The organism is Ignavibacteria bacterium (genome assembly GCA_017303675.1).
Classification (GTDB): domain Bacteria; phylum Bacteroidota; class Ignavibacteria; order Tepidaquicellales; family OLB5; genus OLB5.
Genome location: JAFLBX010000001.1, coordinates 1,289,710 through 1,307,888 on the forward strand (window position 1 = coordinate 1,289,710; position 18,179 = coordinate 1,307,888).

An 18,179-nucleotide genomic window follows, 5' to 3' on the forward strand; every position below is an offset into this window, starting at 1 on the left:
ACAATATTAGAATCCTGTTGATAAAATGATGTTATCATTTTAGAAACCTTGTTTCTAAGGCGGAAAAACTTATTTTAATTTTATGAATAAAAATCCTCAATATCAACAAATACTTACACTTAAACTAAAATTTATAGCTTTTTTAGTATTTAGTTTAATCTTTTGCCATAGTTTGATCAGCCAAAGTATTACATGGCAAAGAACATATCATGTTTACCAAAACGATTTTGGATATAAAATATTACCAGCACCGGGTAATTGTTTTTACTTTTGTGGTTATGTAGATAATATTATTACTTCTTACTCATATGTTATAAAAATAGATCAACAAGGTGACACACTTTGGAGCCGTAAAATTACGGGAGGACTATATACTGCAGCACTTTCAAGTGATAGCAGTTGTGTGTTAGCAAATTTAGGAGATTCTTTAAGTGTTGTAAAGATTAATAGTGCGGGTAATATTCTATGGAATAAAATGTTACCGGTTGGTTTTTTATGTTGGGACATGAAAAGAATTTATGATAATGGTTTTATTTTATGTGGAAATTCAGGCTTGAAGGCATTTGCTGTAAGAATAGACTCGGTCGGGAATTTTATTTGGCAGAAAATTTTCGCTGGATCTTCTACCAAAGGTTTTTACTCTGTAATAGAATCTAATCAAACTGGATTTGTTTTTACGGGCTATAACCAAGATCCCGATACTACAAAAATCTATGTAGTAAAGTTAGACTACGATGGTAATTTGGTGTGGGAAAAAAATTATATTGCAAGTAACAATAGAAATTCTGGACAGAAAATATGTCATTTTAAAAATACATATTTAATCGGTGGTAATACTGATATAAATATAGATGAAAAAACTTTTATACTTAAGATTGATACTTCTGGAAATTTATTGCAAACAAAAATTTGGATACCATACGGAACCAGTAAAGAATTTTTTGATGATATGTCAGCATTAAACACGAATAAAATTGTGTTAACTAAAAGGGTTGACTCTTCATCTACTTTGTATACTTATGCTAAAGCTCAATTGATAGATTCAAATTTCAATTTACTTAGAGAGCAGGTTTACTTTCCAAGTTATAGCTATGCAATTTTCTCATCAATATTACCTTTGCCAAACAGAGATATATTATTTGCCGGAACATTCGATTACTTTTCAAATTGGAGCAGCCACAGATATGATCTTTATGCCGTGAGAACCGATAGTAATCTGAATACATCAGCATTTCCCCCTATTGGAATTGCCGGCAACAATCAAAATTTACCGGAAAAATTTGCTTTAAATCAAAATTTCCCAAATCCATTTAATCCGACTACAACTATTAAGTACGAAATACCGAAAGACGCAGAAATAACTATTAAGGTATATGACTTGTTGGGCAGGGAAGTATTCAGTATAAATGAATACAAAAAAGCCGGAGGTTATGAAGTTAAATTTGACGGTTCGAATCTTGCAAGCGGAATGTATTTTTATCAAATTGAAACTGATGGATTTACAGATACGAAGAAAATGGTGTTATTAAAATAGCGAAGTGGAGAAATAGCGACTTAATTTTAGGCAGCTAATTAAGTGTCCGGTAAGGTCTTTACCGGGCATTTTTTATTGCGACTTTCAGGGCTTATGATATATAAGTTCATTCGTTCGATGGGCTTCGCCCTTCGCTTGAATTTTTCGCCACTTCGTGGCTTATCAGTATGTAATGTTATTGGGAACACTTAGGCTTTCTTAAGATAAGCCGTGATTCAAGCACGAACCCTAAAAGGGTTCGGCTACAAAAGCTTGCGGAGACACAAACACTCCCAAACCGGAGTTTGGGAATGAGGGGAAACCTTGTAACACAGAGCCCACCTTCGGAGAGACTTTGCAGATTCTTAAGTTCGAACCCTAAAAGTCGCAGAACTGGCTTTGACAGTGGTTCGGCTGCGATTGATATGGTTTGCTGTGTTTTTACTACAGCTGTATAACTTTATCTGTTTAAACTCCGGATTTTTAATCATAATTTTGTATTATATGGATGAAAACCGTAAAATTCAGGCGAAGAAATATGAGAAAATTAAGCTCATTGTTAATATAACGGAATCAGTAATATCCTTTATTCTGCTTATACTTTTTCTTTGGTTAGGGTACAGCAAAAAGCTTGAGCTTTTTGCTTATGGTTATACTTCAAATCCGTATATTGCGCTCGTAATTTACGGTTTAATTATAGGACTGGTAAGCTCAATAATATCTTTCCCGGTAGATTATGCTTTCGGCTACAGGCTTGAACATAAATTCGGGCTTTCAAATCTGACTTTCGGCAAGTGGATCGCCGAAAAGCTGAAAGCTGCGCTTGTGGGAAGTATTATTGCGGCACCAATTGCGTTTTTGTTCTACTGGCTTATTTCAAGTTATGAGCTTTGGTGGCTGTATCTCGCATGCATTGTTTGGGTTTATTCTATACTCCTTGCGCAAATTGCACCGGTGCTTATATTTCCTTTGTTCTATAAGTTCACACCGATAGATAATGAAGAATTGAAAACCAGGCTTATGGATATGTGTAATAAAGCGGGATTTAAAGTCAGCGGAATATATAAGTTCAACATGAGCAAAACCACAAAAAAAGCCAATGCTGCTTTTACGGGACTGGGCAGAACTAAAAGGATAATACTGGGCGATACACTGCTTGAAACATTCACAGAAAAAGAAATTGAAACTGTTTTTGCACACGAGCTGGGTCATTACAAACGCGGACATATTGTAAAAAATATTCTGATATCAGTATTCGGCACTTTTGCAGGTCTATTCCTTATGTCACAGGTATATATACGGCTGCTGCCGGTATTCGGGTTCACGCACCCGTGGGAAATAGGCGCGCTTCCGCTGCTTGCTTTGATAGCGGCAATTTACAGCTTCTTTACTTCGCCGCTAAGCGCTGGAATTTCACGTAAGTTTGAGTTTGAAGCTGACAGGTACGCAATTGATACTACCCGGGATCCCGATGCGCTTGAGAGCACCATGAAAAAGCTTGCAGAGCAGAATCTCGCAAATGATGAGCCCAATAAGCTGGTAGAATTCTGGACCTATTCGCATCCATCAATAAAACGCAGGATTGAAGCAGCAAGGAATTATTTCAATTTAAAATATTCCAATACTTAATAAAACGTTTTAGGTTTTTTAGAAAATATAATAAGTTAAGCTATTCCTTAAATGAACCATGAACCCGTTACCCGTTTCTTTAAAAATATGAACTCCCGAGCTGATCCTGAACTTATTCAGCACATTCAGCAGCAATTCACCCCCGGTATAAATATTATACCCTAAGGGCAGAGAGCTTACTTTATTTTTTTCTATGTAACCTTCAAACCACCCGCTGATCCCCGTAAAAGGATTAAAGTAATGAAAGATCTTTATTCCTGCATTTGCTTTATAATCAAACAATCCGTTTTTAATATATATAAAATCAGGATTGATCTCGTTGTAATTTCTAATTAGCTGATACTCTGCTCTTAACAAAACGGGCGAGTGCATATTAGGCTCATAATAATCAGTATTTGAATTTTTGTTTACCGGAAAAACAAAATGTCCGTAGAAAAGAAGGCTTGTATGTATCCCCAAAGGCTTACCGTAAACTGAATTAAGTGATAATGTTACAGGATCACGTACAGTATCAGCTTCATAATTATTGGTGATATAACCAAGCTCTGCCTGGAACTGAAAGCCTTTGAAAAGCGGGAAAAGTATAAACGAGCTGTTAGTCAATGTTTGGTACAGTTTCATGGTAGTGCGTGCGTTAAGGGGTTTGCTTATTATTCCTTTTTCAAGCAGTATCTTTTCCAGCTTTGTAAAGAACTCAATATCGGCATCATCTTTATACAGGCTTCCGAAAACACTGCTGTTTCTTTGGTCAAGCAACAGATTCAATAAATCACGGGTCTTAATATCAAACGGTTTACTAATGTATTTCTCTTTCAGTAGTACACTTTCAAAGTTCGATGTTTCATTTATTATAAAAGCATCAGTAAGCTTTCCGTAACCTATAAAAGGATAAAACCTGTTTTGAAACATGCTGCTTTGATAATTGTGAAATCCCGCTGAAAACCGGTTATAACCGCCGATAAATAATTTATCTTTTATAAGATAATAACTTAAAGCACCTTTTAAACCAAAACTGCTTGAAGAATAAAAGTTATCACGATCTGAATCAGGGTATTTTGACATATCCAAGTGAACACTTGAGCTTAAAGAGTAATCAATTCTGTTAGTGAATTTCCATTTTGTATAATAAGCCCGGGCACCTATAAAATATCCAAACTGATTTGTTGATCTTGAATCATACCTGTTGCCATACATGATATCCGGATCTGCATATATGGTCAGATTACTTCCTTCAATGACTTGAGGCTCTTTATATTCTGAAACGATATCCTGAGACCGGGAAGATGATGATAAAAAAACGGATGAGGTTAAACAGAGAGCAGTTAATAAATAAAATTTTTGTAAAAGTGAATTCCTGAAGGTTTCCATTGTATAATTAATTAACTTGTTACAAGAATAATAAATTATTTAAAAATATAAAATTAAGTAATATATATATTGTAAATGCACCGTATAAAAATTATATTTGGCAGATGAAACCCAGATTATTAATAACAATAGGCGATCCCAACGGAATTGGCCCTGAAATAATTCTGAAAACCCTTAAGAACAGGGAAATTACAAAAAAATATGATCTGACGGTGATTTCACCCGTTGAAGTTTTAACATATTACAGCAGGCTTTTTAAATATAAGCTGAATGCAGATAATTTTAATATTATTCCCTTAGAAACCGGTAAATTCGCAATAACACCCGGAGTTATTTCGGCTGAAGCGGGTTTTATTTCAGGACTGGTAATTAAAACTGCAATTGAGCTTTGCCTCGAGGGCGAATATGACGCGATAGTTACCGCGCCAATAAACAAGAGGTCGCTTAATTCAGGCGGCTTCAGGTTTGATGGCCACACAGAAATGCTTACTGCGCTAAGCGGCAGCAAGGATTCATGCATGGTAATGCTTTCTGATATTCTGAACATGGCTTTTGTAACAACGCACCCGCCTGTAAAAGATATACCGAAGCTTATAACAAAAAAACGGATCACCGCTAAGTTAAAAATATGTTATGACGTACTGGTAAATGATCTTGGTTATAAAAGACCAGAGATAGCTGTTCTTGGATTGAATCCGCATGCAGGCGATAACGGGCAGATCGGTAATGAAGAACAGAAGATAATAATTCCTGCTATAAAAGAATTTAACTTTAAGAATAAAAGATCACAGGTAAAATCAAGCGGGCCGTATTCACCAGATGCATTTTTTGCTTCGAAAAAATACCGTAACTTTGAAATGACCTTAGCAATGTATCATGACCAGGGATTTATCCCTTTTAAAATGCTGGCGGGACACAAGGGCACTAATTTTACGGCAGGATTGCCATTTGTAAGAACATCGCCTGACCACGGCACTGCTTTTGATATCGCAGGCAGGGGAATTGCAGGTGAAGAAAGCCTTGTAGAAGCCATAAAATGGGCTGATAAGATCAGCAGGAACAGAGCAAAATAACTAAAACCGGAAAATAACTTAAGCTTGATAAATTTTAATAACATTTCATTTTCATATCCATCCAAAGAGCTGTTCAGTGATGTAAGCTTTACGATCGAAAAAGGGGAGTTCGTTTTCCTGATAGGGGAAAGCGGTACGGGCAAAACTTCGCTTTTAAGAATGATAAATATGGAGCTTTTCCCTTCTGCAGGCGAAGTTGTGGTTTACGGGTTCAATTCAAAACATATTAAAAAGCCTGAAATTCCAGTGCTTCGCAGAAAGATAGGATTTGTGTTTCAGGATTACAAACTGCTAAATGACAGGGATGTATTTGAAAATGTTGCATTGCCGCTTTACTTAAGCGGGGTTAAGCCTGATGTAATAAAAAAGAAGGTGTTTAATGTGCTCAGCGAAGTAGGCGTATTTGAGTCATACAAAAAAATGCCGTATGAGCTCTCAGGCGGCGAGCAGCAAAGAGTATCAATTGCACGCGCAATTGTAAATGAGCCGTATATACTGATAGCTGATGAACCTACCGGCAATTTAGACCCCTTCGTTTCATTTGAAATAATAAAATTGCTGCTGAACATTAATTATAAAGGCACTGCTGTTTTTATAGCGACCCATAATTATGATATTGTGCGCAGACTTAAGAGCAAACGGCTGCTTCAGATAAAAGATAAAAAAGTTCTTGATGTTGTTATAAAGGAGTAGTTTGCTGCAACAAGGGTTACCGGATTTTTTATTCAGGAATTATCTGTATTTTTTATGAGATTGCTTTCATGCCAAAGGCAGACAAGCGCCTTCGCCCGCAAAAAAAGTGTATATTTTAATTATCCCTTGATATCAAAAACTGAAGAACACGTTCCCAGTCCCTTTCAAAATTGAATTCAAATCTTTCATCAGGATTTATAGTGAACGCCATTTCTATATACTTTATTCCCAGCTCAACTTCAGCCTGGAGGAAAAACAGCTTCGCCTTGGCATAATACGGCTCTGCCCAAGCGGGTTTGCCTTCAATTAAATTACACAGCAGTTTATCGGCTGCTTCATATTCTTCAACATCAATATATGTATTGGCAAGATCAAGCGAAGCCTGGTGGTTATCAGGGCTTAAGGCTAAAACAGTATTATAGCTGATTATTGATTCATCAAGCCTGCCAAGATTATATTCAGCATCCGCTTTGGCATACCAAAGCTCAGGATTTTCCCTGAAAAGCTCAACAGCTTTATCATAATCCCTTAACGCCTTGTTAAAATCCTCTATCTGGTAGTAGCAGTTACCCCTGCCGAAGTATGATTCATAATGACCTGGCTCTATTGCAACAGCCTTGGAGAAATATTCAATTGCGCTTTTGTTATCGCCGGTCTGCTCATACGCGCTTGCCAGGTTATATAGAGCATATACATCTTTCCTGTTGATGGAAAGCGCTGTTTTATAATCTTCGATAGCGCGGGTCAATATACCAAGGCTGGCGTAAGCATTGCCCTTGTTATACCATGCTGAAGCGAACTTCGGGTTTACTGAAAGCGCCATTTCATAGCTTTCGATGGCGTAATAGTAGCTTCCCATTCTGCTTTGCACAACGCCCTTGTTATACCATGCGTTATAGTTGAATGGCACGATGCCTATGTGTTTTTCGTAAGCTTCCAGGGAATCAACAAGCCTGTCGAGATAATCATAGCAGTAACCCATTTCATAATATGAATCCTTATGCTCAGGATCAAGTTCAATTATCTTTTTAAAGCATGCAATAGCTTCTTCGAAGCGGTCGCATTTTTCAAGTATAAGTCCTTTATTGAACAGGGCATCTATATTATTGGGCGCAAAATTCAGAACAGTATCGAAACACTCTATGGATTCAGTGAACATACCCGAATTATCGAGGGTTATTCCCTTATTGATAAGCGCTTCTTCATCGTTTGGATTGAGATTTATGGCTTTATCGAAGCACTCAAGCGCGGTTTTATAGTCGCCTTTGTGGTCGTAAATAATAGCTTTCCGCTGCCATATTTCATTTGAATACGGAAAGTAATCTAATAGTGTATTGAGGCATGAAATTGCTTTTGTGTGAAGGTTTTTTTCAAGCAGATAATTAACGATATCATCGATTGAATCAATATCCAGATCAGGCATAATACGCTCACGCCTGCTGAGTAAAGCTTCAATTAATTCTTCTTTATCGAGATTTTTCTTTTTAGAACCTTCTTCGAATTCTATATCGTCAAAATAGCCCAATCGCTGCTCTCCAGTTATTTTGTTAATTCAATCTAAAATTTTTTTATAGATATATCAAGTTAATATTGCCAATTACAGGGTGTAAAAATTTTTACACTGTTTGATATTCAGTGTGTTTGTTATTCTTGTAGCTCTTCTTTAAAAATCAGGCAGTTAAATTTTGCAGGGATTTAAAGGAAACATAACTCTTACTTTATAATTCAGAAAATTAAGCTTATCAGTCGTTCCAAACAAGCTCAAACAGAAGAAATGAAGCTGTTATTACTACAATTGTGTAAGATACAGTCATCTGTATCTCACCAGCAATCGCTCCAAACGGCGCGCCTTCTATTGAAAGAGTTGTTGCGCTAATGGATGCCAGCAAAAGCGGCAGCAGCAGCGGGAAAGAAAGCACCGGGTACAGAGTACCCTTGGAGCTGGCCTTGGAGATCAGCGCTGCGATTATTGTCATTACTGCAGAAAGTCCCAGGGTGCCGAGCCCTATTGTAAGTGAAAATAAACCTAGATCACGAATATCAAGCCCGGTGATAATTATATATAAAAATATTATGAAGAAATTTATCAGGATTGTAAGTATAGTATTGAAAATAAGCTTTCCCAGGAAAACGGCTTTGGCATCAGAGCTGAGCTTAAGGACAAGCGAGGTTCCGCGTTCTTCTTCTGATACGAAGACCCTTGAGAGTCCGTTGGATGTTGCAAAGAAAATAATTATCCACAAGAGCCCTGAGTTCATTTCGGCTGAAAGCTTATCTTCGCCGAGCGAAAATTTTATCACCGAAATAACAACTATTATGAACATAAGAAGCGCATTAACGGCATAGCGGGTGCGTATTTCGCTGTTAAAATCTTTTTTACATATTGCCAGTGCCTGCTTAAACATTTTTTATCTTTTGCTCTTTTTTAATTGAACACGGATTTGACGGATTGTACTGATGTACACTGATTGAATTATGGTAATTTATTAATTTCATTTTATTATATTTTTATCCGTTGTAATCTGTGTTATCAGTGCCATCGGTGTTCTATTTCCTCAATAAGGAATTAACCAATTATACAGGTTTCACTGATAACTTCTTTTTATCATTTGTAAAAATCTTTCTTTTGAATTCAGGTTTTTTGCCAAAGTTTAAAAGCAAACCTACTTCTGCATCAGTTGCTTTCAGATAATTGAGCAGCTGCAGTTCGTTTGCTGAAGAAATAGTTTCATTAGCTTTTAATTCAATTATTATTTTTTTATCAGCCATAATATCGGCAAAATATTCGCCTACGCAATGACCTTTATAAAATACGCTGATTGGTTTCTGTTTTTCATTAATAATTCCTTGTTCAATGAGCTCAATATTCATCGCATTTTCATATACTTTTTCAAGGAAACCATAACCTAATTCATTATATACTGTATAAAAGCAATTAAGAATCTTATCGGTTATCTCTTTATGCAGTAAGTTTGTATAGATCATTCTTGTTAAACAATAAATTTAGTATTCTTCTCATTCTTAGAATTCTTAAATATTTATTTTTTGGAACACGGATTTGACGGATTGTACTGATCTACACTGATACAATTATGGTAATTTGTTAATTTCATTTGATTATATTTTATCCGTTAAAATCTGCGTTATCAGTGTCATCAGTGTTCTATTCTAGCTTTGTTTCATCTCATTCAGGTTTATTTCGTTATTGCATAATGAGCGTTCGTGGGCATCATTGGTTGCAATTATTAGTATACGCTCTTTTTTATATTCATTTGAAATATCATCTACCACTGAAATTCCTTCGAGATCGAGATTACTTGTCGGTTCATCAAGCAGCAGAACCTGCGGCTTGTGCAGAATTGCGAATGCAATTTTGAGGCGCTGTTTCATTCCCGATGAATAAATTTTCAGCAGGTCATTTTTCCTGTGGAATAACCCTACTCTTTTGAGTGCCTCTTCAATATTTTCATGGCCCCAGCCGCGGATATCTGAAATTATCTTCAGGTTTTCGTACCCGGTGAACTCATCATACAGGTTAAGATAAGGCGATACAAATCCGATGTATTTATAAATATTTTCTTTTTTAATCTTGTCGGTTCCGCTGAAAAGATTCAGCTCGCCGGAGGACTGCATTAATATATTCGCTATTATTTTAATGAGGGTTGATTTACCTGAGCCGTTGCGTCCGGTAATGGCAGTTGCACTGCCTGATGTAAGCTCGAAATTTACATTTTCAAATATAGGTTTTCTATCGAATTTTCTTGTAAGGTTAACTGCCTGCAGCTTCATTTTCTGATCGGGTATAATTTCGGGCATTAATATATTTATTATTTGTGTATAATGCCGTGTTTTTGGTTCAGCCTTTGTTCCCTGCGAAGCAGCGCGTCATTGAACCACTTTTTTTCTTCAGGTGATTCAGGTATTATCTGGGGGACAGGCATCTTCTGGTAGGTATCAGTATCCACACTTACAAATGTAAAGTAAGCGCTGTTGGAGTGTTTCTTCTCACCGGTCTTAAAATCTTCAACTTCAACCTTAACTCCAACTTCCATCGAGGTATTGAATGCGCGGTTAACATTTGCTTTCAGCGAAACAATATTGCCCAGTCGTATGGGCTCATGGAATGAGAGGTCATCAACCACGGCGGTTACCGCCACGTTATGGCAATGCCGTGATGCAGCCATTGCTGCAGCAATATCCATCCAGTGCATCAGCCTTCCGCCAAGCAGGTTCTTTAATATATTGGTATCATTGGGAAGCACAAGCTCTATCATTGTTACCTGTGATTCCTTCATAGTTTTTGGTTTCAGTTCGCTCATATATGATCAGTTATTTGCCTGCCTGCAGGTCCTTTATCCTGTTCTGTAATGAATTGGCTTTGTTCTTTAAGTTGCTGTTGGGGAAAAGCTTGTTGAACTTATCCAGCACGCGCTTTGCATCTTCATATTTCCTGCCGTTGATGTAAGCATCAGCCTGGCCTATCATTGCATCATCGGCCCAGTCTGAATCTATATACTCATCATAAACCGTCTGAAAGTAAATGGATGCTGCCTTATAATTGCTGGTTTTCATATAAAGCTCTGCTGTCCAGTAATCTTTGTAGGCAAGCTTATTGCGAAGCTCTTTAATTCTTTTTTCAGCTTCGGATACATTTTTATCTTCAGGGTAGCTTTCAATAAAAGAAAGGTACTGTGTTAATGCCTCTTTGGTGAACTGCTGGTCAAGCGAGTATTTGGGTGAAAGCTCGTAATAAGTATTGGCAAGCATAAACCTTGCTTCGGGGTACAGCGGGCTTAACTGGTAATTTTTGTTAAAGCTTTCAAACTCATAGGCTGCAAGTATATATTCCTTCTGGTAGAAGTAGCTTGAAGCAAGGTAGAACTGCACTTTATCAGAAACATCTGTGCCGGGGAAACGGATCTTAATGAATGAGAAGTCGTCGATAGCATCGGTATAGTCGCGTTTATCGAATTTACGCTTTGCTATATCAAATGCCTTCTGCGGGTCATCTGTGTTGATATCATTTTTTGAAGAGCCGCAGCCGGAGGCGAGCATCTGTATAATTATCAGGGCAGGTAAAACGAGTGCTAAGAATTTAATTTTTTTCAATTGTTATATATTAACTTATTTTTATACTCTTGGTTTTTATACTCATTTTATAATACTCTTTGTTACTTTGTGTTACTTAGAGCGTATCGTAAAAAAAAGAACTGCTGCTACCGCAGAAAGCGTGATAACTGCTGCCGGGAAAATTATTGATTCCAGGAAGCTGATATCAGGAGGCGTTGACTGTGTGAACTTATACTCCGCGCTTTCATACTGAGTGTAATTATCATACGGTATTTCGCCTGAGAAGCTTGTGTTCACTTCATCGCTCAATATCATCACATCGGCGGAGCTTTTTATTTTTACCGAAAGCTTAGAAGTGATAAGGCGCTCCATTGATTTTGAGCCTAAAAATTTATTTTTAATGAACTTTGTGTAATCCGTTTGAAGCTTAATTACATCAACTGTAAACCTGTAATAGCTGCTATCGGGTGAGAGCATATTCTCATCTTTTGCAATTGAGTACTTTATTTTATTTTTCTCCGAAAGCTTCTTTAATGTGCTCTCAAGGAATTTTTTTTCTTCCTTATTTTTTGAAGCGGAGCTTACCCAATATACAAACTTAACATCCCTGTTGATTTCAGGGTAATAAAAGAACTTTTCAAGCTCACCGGAAATTTCCTGTTCAAATATTTCCAGGTTACTGCCGGCGCTGTTTTGCGCCGTTACCGGCTGATATATTAATGCAATTAAGAACAAAAATACCGTAATTTTTCTCAGGAAAAATCCAAAAAGTAAAACTGTGCCGCGGTAAAATGCAGAATAATGTTCAAAATTACTGTTCAAATTCAGATTTTTCTTTGATTGAGCGGTTTATACAATATAATCAATAAACCCGGGTTAAAATTTCAGCATTTTTGTAAAATATTAAGGTAAATTACTAATAAATAAAGGGTGTTTCAAGGAAAATACTCCCGTGCTCACTAAGCGCTTCCGTACAGTCCGTTCGATAAGTGAAAATGTACCGTACAAACGCCGGACTGCATCAGACAATTTGACTTTTTTACGTTTTTTCTTTGGCAAAGTAGTTCTTAACCTCATCTTTTTTAGTATCAGGGGCAAAATGGCGCACTGCATTCACTACATCATCAAGATCATAACCGCCTTTTATTTGCGGTTTCCTGGAACTTTCTGAACTGCTAAGCAGGCTTATCCTGATACTTTCCAATTGCTTTAATGCCGAAGGCGTTAACTTAATGCCGCGCTTAGCAGCATCGAGCTCTTTTATGAGGATAGTCTCCATTTCAAAACGGCATACTTCCGGTATGTTTTGACCTCCGCCGCCTGCAGAACAGATTATATGGCTGAGGCAATCTTTAACTACCCTGCCGGAAGTTTCGATGGTGTTACCGGCAATTTTTATCTTAAGCTTCCGTTCGGGATCAATAAAATTCAACATAGATAGCCTGTAGAAAAGAAGACTGATGTTACCCTTAAACTCTACGGGTTCTTTTGGCTTTGGGGGAACTGGCGAAACCCTTTCTTCGAGAAGTTTAGCTGATTCAATACCCGCGGCTGCCTGCACAACGGGATAGATCTCAGTTTCGCTTTTACCGCTATAGATCAGTTCCTTAACCTTATAAATGCGGTAAGGCGTGTAACGGAAGCCAAGCTCAAGCGACATGGTTCTGGATATATACCTTATGCTTCTGCCTTCGGATAAGAGATCTTTAACAAGCTCAACTTCTTTTCTATCTATCAAAATATGGCGGCTTTTGGAATCGTGGGTTTTGTATACGCCGGGAATAGCCTTTTCAAGCTCTGCATATACCGTAGTGCGTGAAATGCTGTGCCGCTTCATGATATTCCGGAAAGCGAGTTTGAATTCTTCAGGGTAAGCCCCGCGGTCAATATCTTTCAGCATTTTGATATCATCATGCAGCAACTGGTTGAATGGTTTTGCCATTGTAATAAGAGGTTAATTTTGGGATTAATTTTAAAGGATATAGCGTATATATGCAAATTGCATATATACGCAAATATAATATATGATGAGTGCATTTGCAAGGGTATTGGTTCACTCTTAATAGAGCTAATAGAAGATATAAATCGCTAAATATTATTTAAATTAATTAAAAACACGAAGTATTTTTGCACAAAAAAGAAATGAATGGGATACTATTTTCATTTACAATCATATCCAAACCAATTATGTTACAATAACATACTAATTATAAACAAAATGAAAACTTTTATCGGTTTTGAGTATAATGATTATTTTGAGAAATTGTTAGTTGATGATTTAACAGTTTGGTTGTTAAATAAATCCGTTGAAGCAATTTATCCTATAAATAAAATACCTGGTGGTATTTTAGTTGATAGAATCTTAAAAATGATAGATGATAGTGATATTTCACTATGGGAATGTACTACAGTAAATCCAAATGTTCTGTTTGAACTTGGTTACTCTATAGGTATAGGAAAGCCTTTTTTCATCTTATTCAATAAGAATTATAATCCGTCTTTTGAATTACCTTTACTTTTGAAAACTCAGTGGGGGTTATGGTATCATGATCGATTAGAATTGAAGAATAAACTAGAAGATATCACTTCAGCTGAATACAAATGGAAGAACTCATTTTACAAAAGAAATGAACCAATTAGCAAAGATGTTTTAAGTAGCATAGACCCGAATTCGATTACCGTGATAATAGATTCGACTTATAATTATGATATAGAATTTAAAATAATTAATAAATGTTACAAAGGCTCACAAATCAATATTATCGATATAGAGCAATATGCTAATTTATATCAATTGCAAAATGATATCTTGAAAGCATCGACTGTTCTATGTATTCTGTCAAAAATAGAAGATACGGATAGCCCCCATTATAGTAACAATAAAACAGTAAATGCATTAAAATTATTAGCATTTGGAATTTCACAAGGACTTGGAAAACAAAGTTTAATATTTCAAAAAGGTAATAAAAGCTTTTCGGATATCGAAAGTCTTGCTAGATATTATAACAACGAGAACGAATTTAAACATAAGCTAAGTATATGGAATAAAGGAGTCATAGATGCAAGTTTTAATGGAAAATACCGAAGTACCAGAATAAAAATCCCTAATTTAGGCAAATTAATCGATAGAGATAACATTACTAATTTTTTAAAGAAATATTTGTTCTCAAAACATATCTCTTTAAGAGCTCCTTCTGGATATGGCAAAACAGCTATTATATTAAGGCTAATACACTCGCTTAACTATAGAACTATATGGTTTACATGTGATGAAAGATTAAAAGAAACTATTGAAATAGTTAAAGATTTGCTAACGGAATTAAGCAATGAAAACGTTGAAATAGGTAAGACTCTATCATCATTTATTTACTCGCTGAATCACGATAAAATTTCAAGGACAGATATTGTTAATTATTTTATAATGGAACTACATAATGTTAAGCAAAAAACGCTAATAATATTGGATGATATTCATTATATAAATAACGGTGATTTTATAGATTTTTTCGAAAAACTTTCAGAAACAAATCTCAAAAATGTTAGTTTTATCTTTATTAGTCGAGAAGAATTGAAAAATCAATCTTCACAATTTAAATTTACAAACTGCATTATTTTAGAAAAAGAAGAAATTGAATTCAAGGAGCAAGAGGTACAAAAATATTTTAATGAAATATTGTCTGTTAACTTATCAGATGAACAGTTGCGGTTATTATCAATTAAGACTGAGGGATGGATTGCCAGTATTTCCTTACTGCAAACTATTATCTTACAAAAAGGGATAGATGTAATAGATAGCATTATTGATAATTTAAAAGGTAATAAGAAAAGAATATATGATTACTTTGCAGATATTGTTTATGATAATTTTGATGACTTAACACAAAATTATTTAAAATTCATTGCAATTCCTTTCAAGTTAACAGCAAAGGATGTTTCATTTACATTGAAAATATCAGTTGAAAATTCATCAAAACTTTTAAATAGCTTAGAAAAACAAAATAGTTTTCTGTTCAATTATGAAAATGATCCGTTAATATTTAAATTTCATACTCTTTTTAGAGAATTCCTGCTTAAAAAGCTTGAGGAAGAAGATGGCATTGATAAACTTACCAAATGCAAAAATGAATTATCGGTTTATTACTATGAAAGTAAAGACTATTTTGAATCATTGATATTTGGTGTTGAAGGCGAAAATTATGATATTGCAGTTAAAACAGTCGATTCTATCGGCAATGTCATTATAAACGAAGGGATGGGTACGTTTATCTATGAATTTATTCAAAAAATTCCAGAAACATTTTACAACGATGATTACGCATTCTTAATTATAAAGGGCAGAGTAGAAGAGTTTTTTAAAAAAAGGCTTATAGCTCTTCAGACATATTATAAGGCGAAAGCAATTTTATCTTCAAGACCCGATAACAAAAGAGAATACAACCTGGTAAACTTTTTTATACTTCAACTGGAAATTCATCAAACTAATGATAAATCTTTTATTCCTGATAGTTTAGTAGAAATTGTTATAGAATCTGAAAAAGAAAAGGATATAGAACTCTATTCATATGCATTTGGTCTATATTCTCAAATAAAAAGAATTTCTTTGTTGATAAGACCTAATCCAGATAAAAAAATCCATCAGATAGAACATGAAAAGTTTATAGAAGAAATTGACAAAGCTATTTATAAGTTACGAGACGCGAATTTAAATAGTAAGGATTTATATATTGCCCAATTGTTAGTAGATAAAGCTATGATATCTCATTCTTTGTCTTGGTATAGTGGTATGGAATTGCTTACTATGGAAAGATTAAGCTCTGGCTTCGGCGTTCAAATTTCAGTTACTGAAAAAAACAGAATACAACAATTGTATTCAACTTATTTTAAGCAAGAACAAGCGTGCTTTGAAATGGCGATGAAAATAGCAGTAGAAATGAATAATTTGCAGTTAAAAGCAAATATATTAGTTGCCAGATCTCTAGCGTATGACAGTAAAAATAATTTTTTAGCATTTTCATATGGTTATGTGGATGAAGATTTAGTTAATGTCTCATTAAATGACTTAAATGAAGCCCTAAGTATATATTTGGACCATAAAAATATGCCTAGTATTGCATCTGTATATAATAATCTAGCTCAGACATATCTTTTGAAAAATGATAAGGAAAGTAGTGTTAAATATGCAAAGTTAGCAAATCAGGTTGCAAATGAATTTGGTTATCCTGAAATTATAAAATCATCAACAGATATATTAAATACACCAACAATAACAGAGACAATTGAAAATAGTAAAAGACAAATCAATGAAGAAATGGAGAAAGGAATTAGCAAAGAAAATGAAGATAAAATAATTGAAAATTGGATTGGGATGCTAGGGGATATATCAGACAATGAAAAAACAAAAAGAATCCAAATATTCAAACAGCAAAATGAAAATATAAGATTGCAGAAATTACTTATAAAAAGTTGGTGTAAATTTATTGATGTTTTTCATACAAATTTACCAATTACTAAACATGATGATACAGGTATTAGCATGATAAAAAGTTACTTGAATAGGGATGAGATTGCAGTAAAAGCTCACAGACTTTCAAGGACACTTGGAGTAGACTTTTCTGAACCTTTAGCAATATTTATTTATTGTCACAAATTAGGTACACATTCCAATAAATTATATTTGGATACAGAACAGGCTTCTAATCAATTTATCGCAGAATTGTGCAGTAATTGCCAATTTAGAGAATTATAACAACTTTTAAAGATTAAATATCAATACCAGTATTCAAAAAAACAATAATTATGTAATTTATATAATCTTTTAACTTGAATTGTTAACTTTTAAGTTGTTTATTTGGTAATTCAAAATATCTATTTGAAATGTAAAAATCCTTGTTTATATTTGCAGTGTAATTTATGCTAAATATACTAAAATTTATATATCGTTTATTTCAAGTATGCAGAACAGCCAAACCTGCAAAGGATTATATTGATAAAAAATTAGATGATTTTGAAATTGTATGTGTCCAGTCATTTAAAGTTGATGTAGACTTCAAACAGGTTATTTACCCTAATATGTCCAATGAAGTGTGTATGGGTGAATGGGGTGAGGTAATAGTATCCAAACCAAATATTCGCAAAGGTAAATATAACAATTTATTTCTCGCTTGTGCCCCACATCATGGTTCAAAAGCTTCTGTATATGATATATTAAATTCTTTAGACTATCGAACTGAAGTTAGATTAGTCGAATATGTTAAGAATGATAAAAAGGTCTTTGTATTTTTCATTATTCCAACATACGCCCTTTTATACAGTCTTTTTGCCGCCTCATTCAGGTTATATGTAAGATCTCATCTATTATCAAATTATTTAGAACAACTCCAAGAAACGATTAATTACATACTCCATAAAGCTGAAGTAGAAATTAATAATGTATTATTTTCTTTAGACAAATCAATACATTTATTAATTTTAAACTTTAAACTAAATGGAATATATACCACAGAAGCAACAGCTTCATCCTAAGTCAAGTAGACCCAAAATCAAATTTACATTCCTCGAATTTCTTAATAATCTTAAGCAATCATATAGGTTAATTTTTTTAATTATTCTCATTATTCCAATTTCGTACTTTGGAATTAGAATTCTTAATATTGTTGATACTTTAATAGAAAAAGGTGAATACGATTATATGTTAACGATTTTGTCATATATAATTCCCACTATTTTAGGCTATTTTGCTGGTGCGAAAAAAAGAGGTGCAAATTCAAGTTAGTTTTATTCAATCTTTTTTCGAAAGGAAAATAGTCACTTTTGTGTTTTTATGTCGAAGTTTC

The 18,179-nt window shown here is 34.6% G+C and carries 15 protein-coding genes; 6 read left to right on the top strand and 9 right to left on the bottom strand.

The window, feature by feature from the left end; all coding sequences use genetic code 11:
• Window positions 1-82 precede the first annotated feature (82 nt).
• Both J0M37_05835 and J0M37_05840 read left to right on the top strand, forming a co-directional pair.
• Entirely contained in the window at window positions 83-1,534 is a 1,452-nt protein-coding gene (locus J0M37_05835; GenBank protein ID MBN8584599.1) for a T9SS type A sorting domain-containing protein, read from the top strand.
• Window positions 1,535-2,017: 483 nt separating this feature from the next.
• Complete coding sequence (locus tag J0M37_05840) at window positions 2,018-3,142, top strand: M48 family metallopeptidase (protein ID MBN8584600.1); 1,125 nt, start codon at window positions 2,018-2,020, stop codon at window positions 3,140-3,142.
• Between the two features lie 18 nt (window positions 3,143-3,160).
• On the opposite strand, the gene J0M37_05845 is transcribed toward J0M37_05840, so the two are convergent.
• Complete coding sequence (locus J0M37_05845) at window positions 3,161-4,510, bottom strand: hypothetical protein (GenBank protein MBN8584601.1); 1,350 nt, start codon at window positions 4,508-4,510, stop codon at window positions 3,161-3,163.
• 104 nt (window positions 4,511-4,614) lie between these two features.
• On the opposite strand from J0M37_05845, the gene pdxA reads away from it, so the two are divergent.
• Window positions 4,615-5,583 (top strand): 4-hydroxythreonine-4-phosphate dehydrogenase PdxA, encoded by a 969-nt coding sequence (pdxA, locus tag J0M37_05850; GenBank protein ID MBN8584602.1) that lies wholly within the window; start codon window positions 4,615-4,617, stop codon window positions 5,581-5,583.
• 24 nt (window positions 5,584-5,607) lie between these two features.
• On the top strand, window positions 5,608-6,276 hold the full coding sequence (locus J0M37_05855) for an ATP-binding cassette domain-containing protein (GenBank protein MBN8584603.1): 669 nt from the start codon (window positions 5,608-5,610) through the stop codon (window positions 6,274-6,276).
• A 115-nt stretch (window positions 6,277-6,391) separates the two neighbouring features.
• On the opposite strand, the gene J0M37_05860 is transcribed toward J0M37_05855, so the two are convergent.
• The 8 genes from J0M37_05860 to J0M37_05895 form a co-directional block, all read right to left on the bottom strand.
• Window positions 6,392-7,801 (bottom strand): tetratricopeptide repeat protein, encoded by a 1,410-nt coding sequence (locus J0M37_05860; GenBank protein MBN8584604.1) that lies wholly within the window; start codon window positions 7,799-7,801, stop codon window positions 6,392-6,394.
• A gap of 217 nt (window positions 7,802-8,018) precedes the next feature.
• Window positions 8,019-8,681 (bottom strand): heme exporter protein CcmB, encoded by a 663-nt coding sequence (locus tag J0M37_05865; GenBank protein ID MBN8584605.1) that lies wholly within the window; start codon window positions 8,679-8,681, stop codon window positions 8,019-8,021.
• Between the two features lie 169 nt (window positions 8,682-8,850).
• Window positions 8,851-9,261 (bottom strand): GxxExxY protein, encoded by a 411-nt coding sequence (locus J0M37_05870; GenBank protein MBN8584606.1) that lies wholly within the window; start codon window positions 9,259-9,261, stop codon window positions 8,851-8,853.
• 183 nt (window positions 9,262-9,444) lie between these two features.
• Window positions 9,445-10,092 (bottom strand): ABC transporter ATP-binding protein, encoded by a 648-nt coding sequence (locus J0M37_05875; GenBank protein MBN8584607.1) that lies wholly within the window; start codon window positions 10,090-10,092, stop codon window positions 9,445-9,447.
• Window positions 10,093-10,103: 11 nt separating this feature from the next.
• Window positions 10,104-10,595 carry an acyl-CoA thioesterase gene (locus J0M37_05880; GenBank protein MBN8584608.1) on the bottom strand — a complete coding sequence of 164 codons (492 nt, stop codon included), beginning with the start codon at window positions 10,593-10,595 and terminating at the stop codon, window positions 10,104-10,106.
• A gap of 10 nt (window positions 10,596-10,605) precedes the next feature.
• Window positions 10,606-11,385: an outer membrane protein assembly factor BamD gene (bamD, locus tag J0M37_05885; protein ID MBN8584609.1), complete on the bottom strand. Its 780-nt coding sequence runs from the start codon at window positions 11,383-11,385 to the stop codon at window positions 10,606-10,608.
• A gap of 72 nt (window positions 11,386-11,457) precedes the next feature.
• A complete protein-coding gene (locus tag J0M37_05890; GenBank protein ID MBN8584610.1) occupies window positions 11,458-12,168 on the bottom strand; it encodes a hypothetical protein in 711 nt (236 codons plus the stop codon).
• A 217-nt stretch (window positions 12,169-12,385) separates the two neighbouring features.
• Window positions 12,386-13,288 (bottom strand): hypothetical protein, encoded by a 903-nt coding sequence (locus J0M37_05895; GenBank protein MBN8584611.1) that lies wholly within the window; start codon window positions 13,286-13,288, stop codon window positions 12,386-12,388.
• A gap of 276 nt (window positions 13,289-13,564) precedes the next feature.
• On the opposite strand from J0M37_05895, the gene J0M37_05900 reads away from it, so the two are divergent.
• Window positions 13,565-17,092 (top strand): AAA family ATPase, encoded by a 3,528-nt coding sequence (locus J0M37_05900; protein ID MBN8584612.1) that lies wholly within the window; start codon window positions 13,565-13,567, stop codon window positions 17,090-17,092.
• Between the two features lie 164 nt (window positions 17,093-17,256).
• Entirely contained in the window at window positions 17,257-17,868 is a 612-nt protein-coding gene (locus tag J0M37_05905; GenBank protein MBN8584613.1) for a hypothetical protein, read from the top strand.
• Window positions 17,869-18,179: the final 311 nt, after the last annotated feature.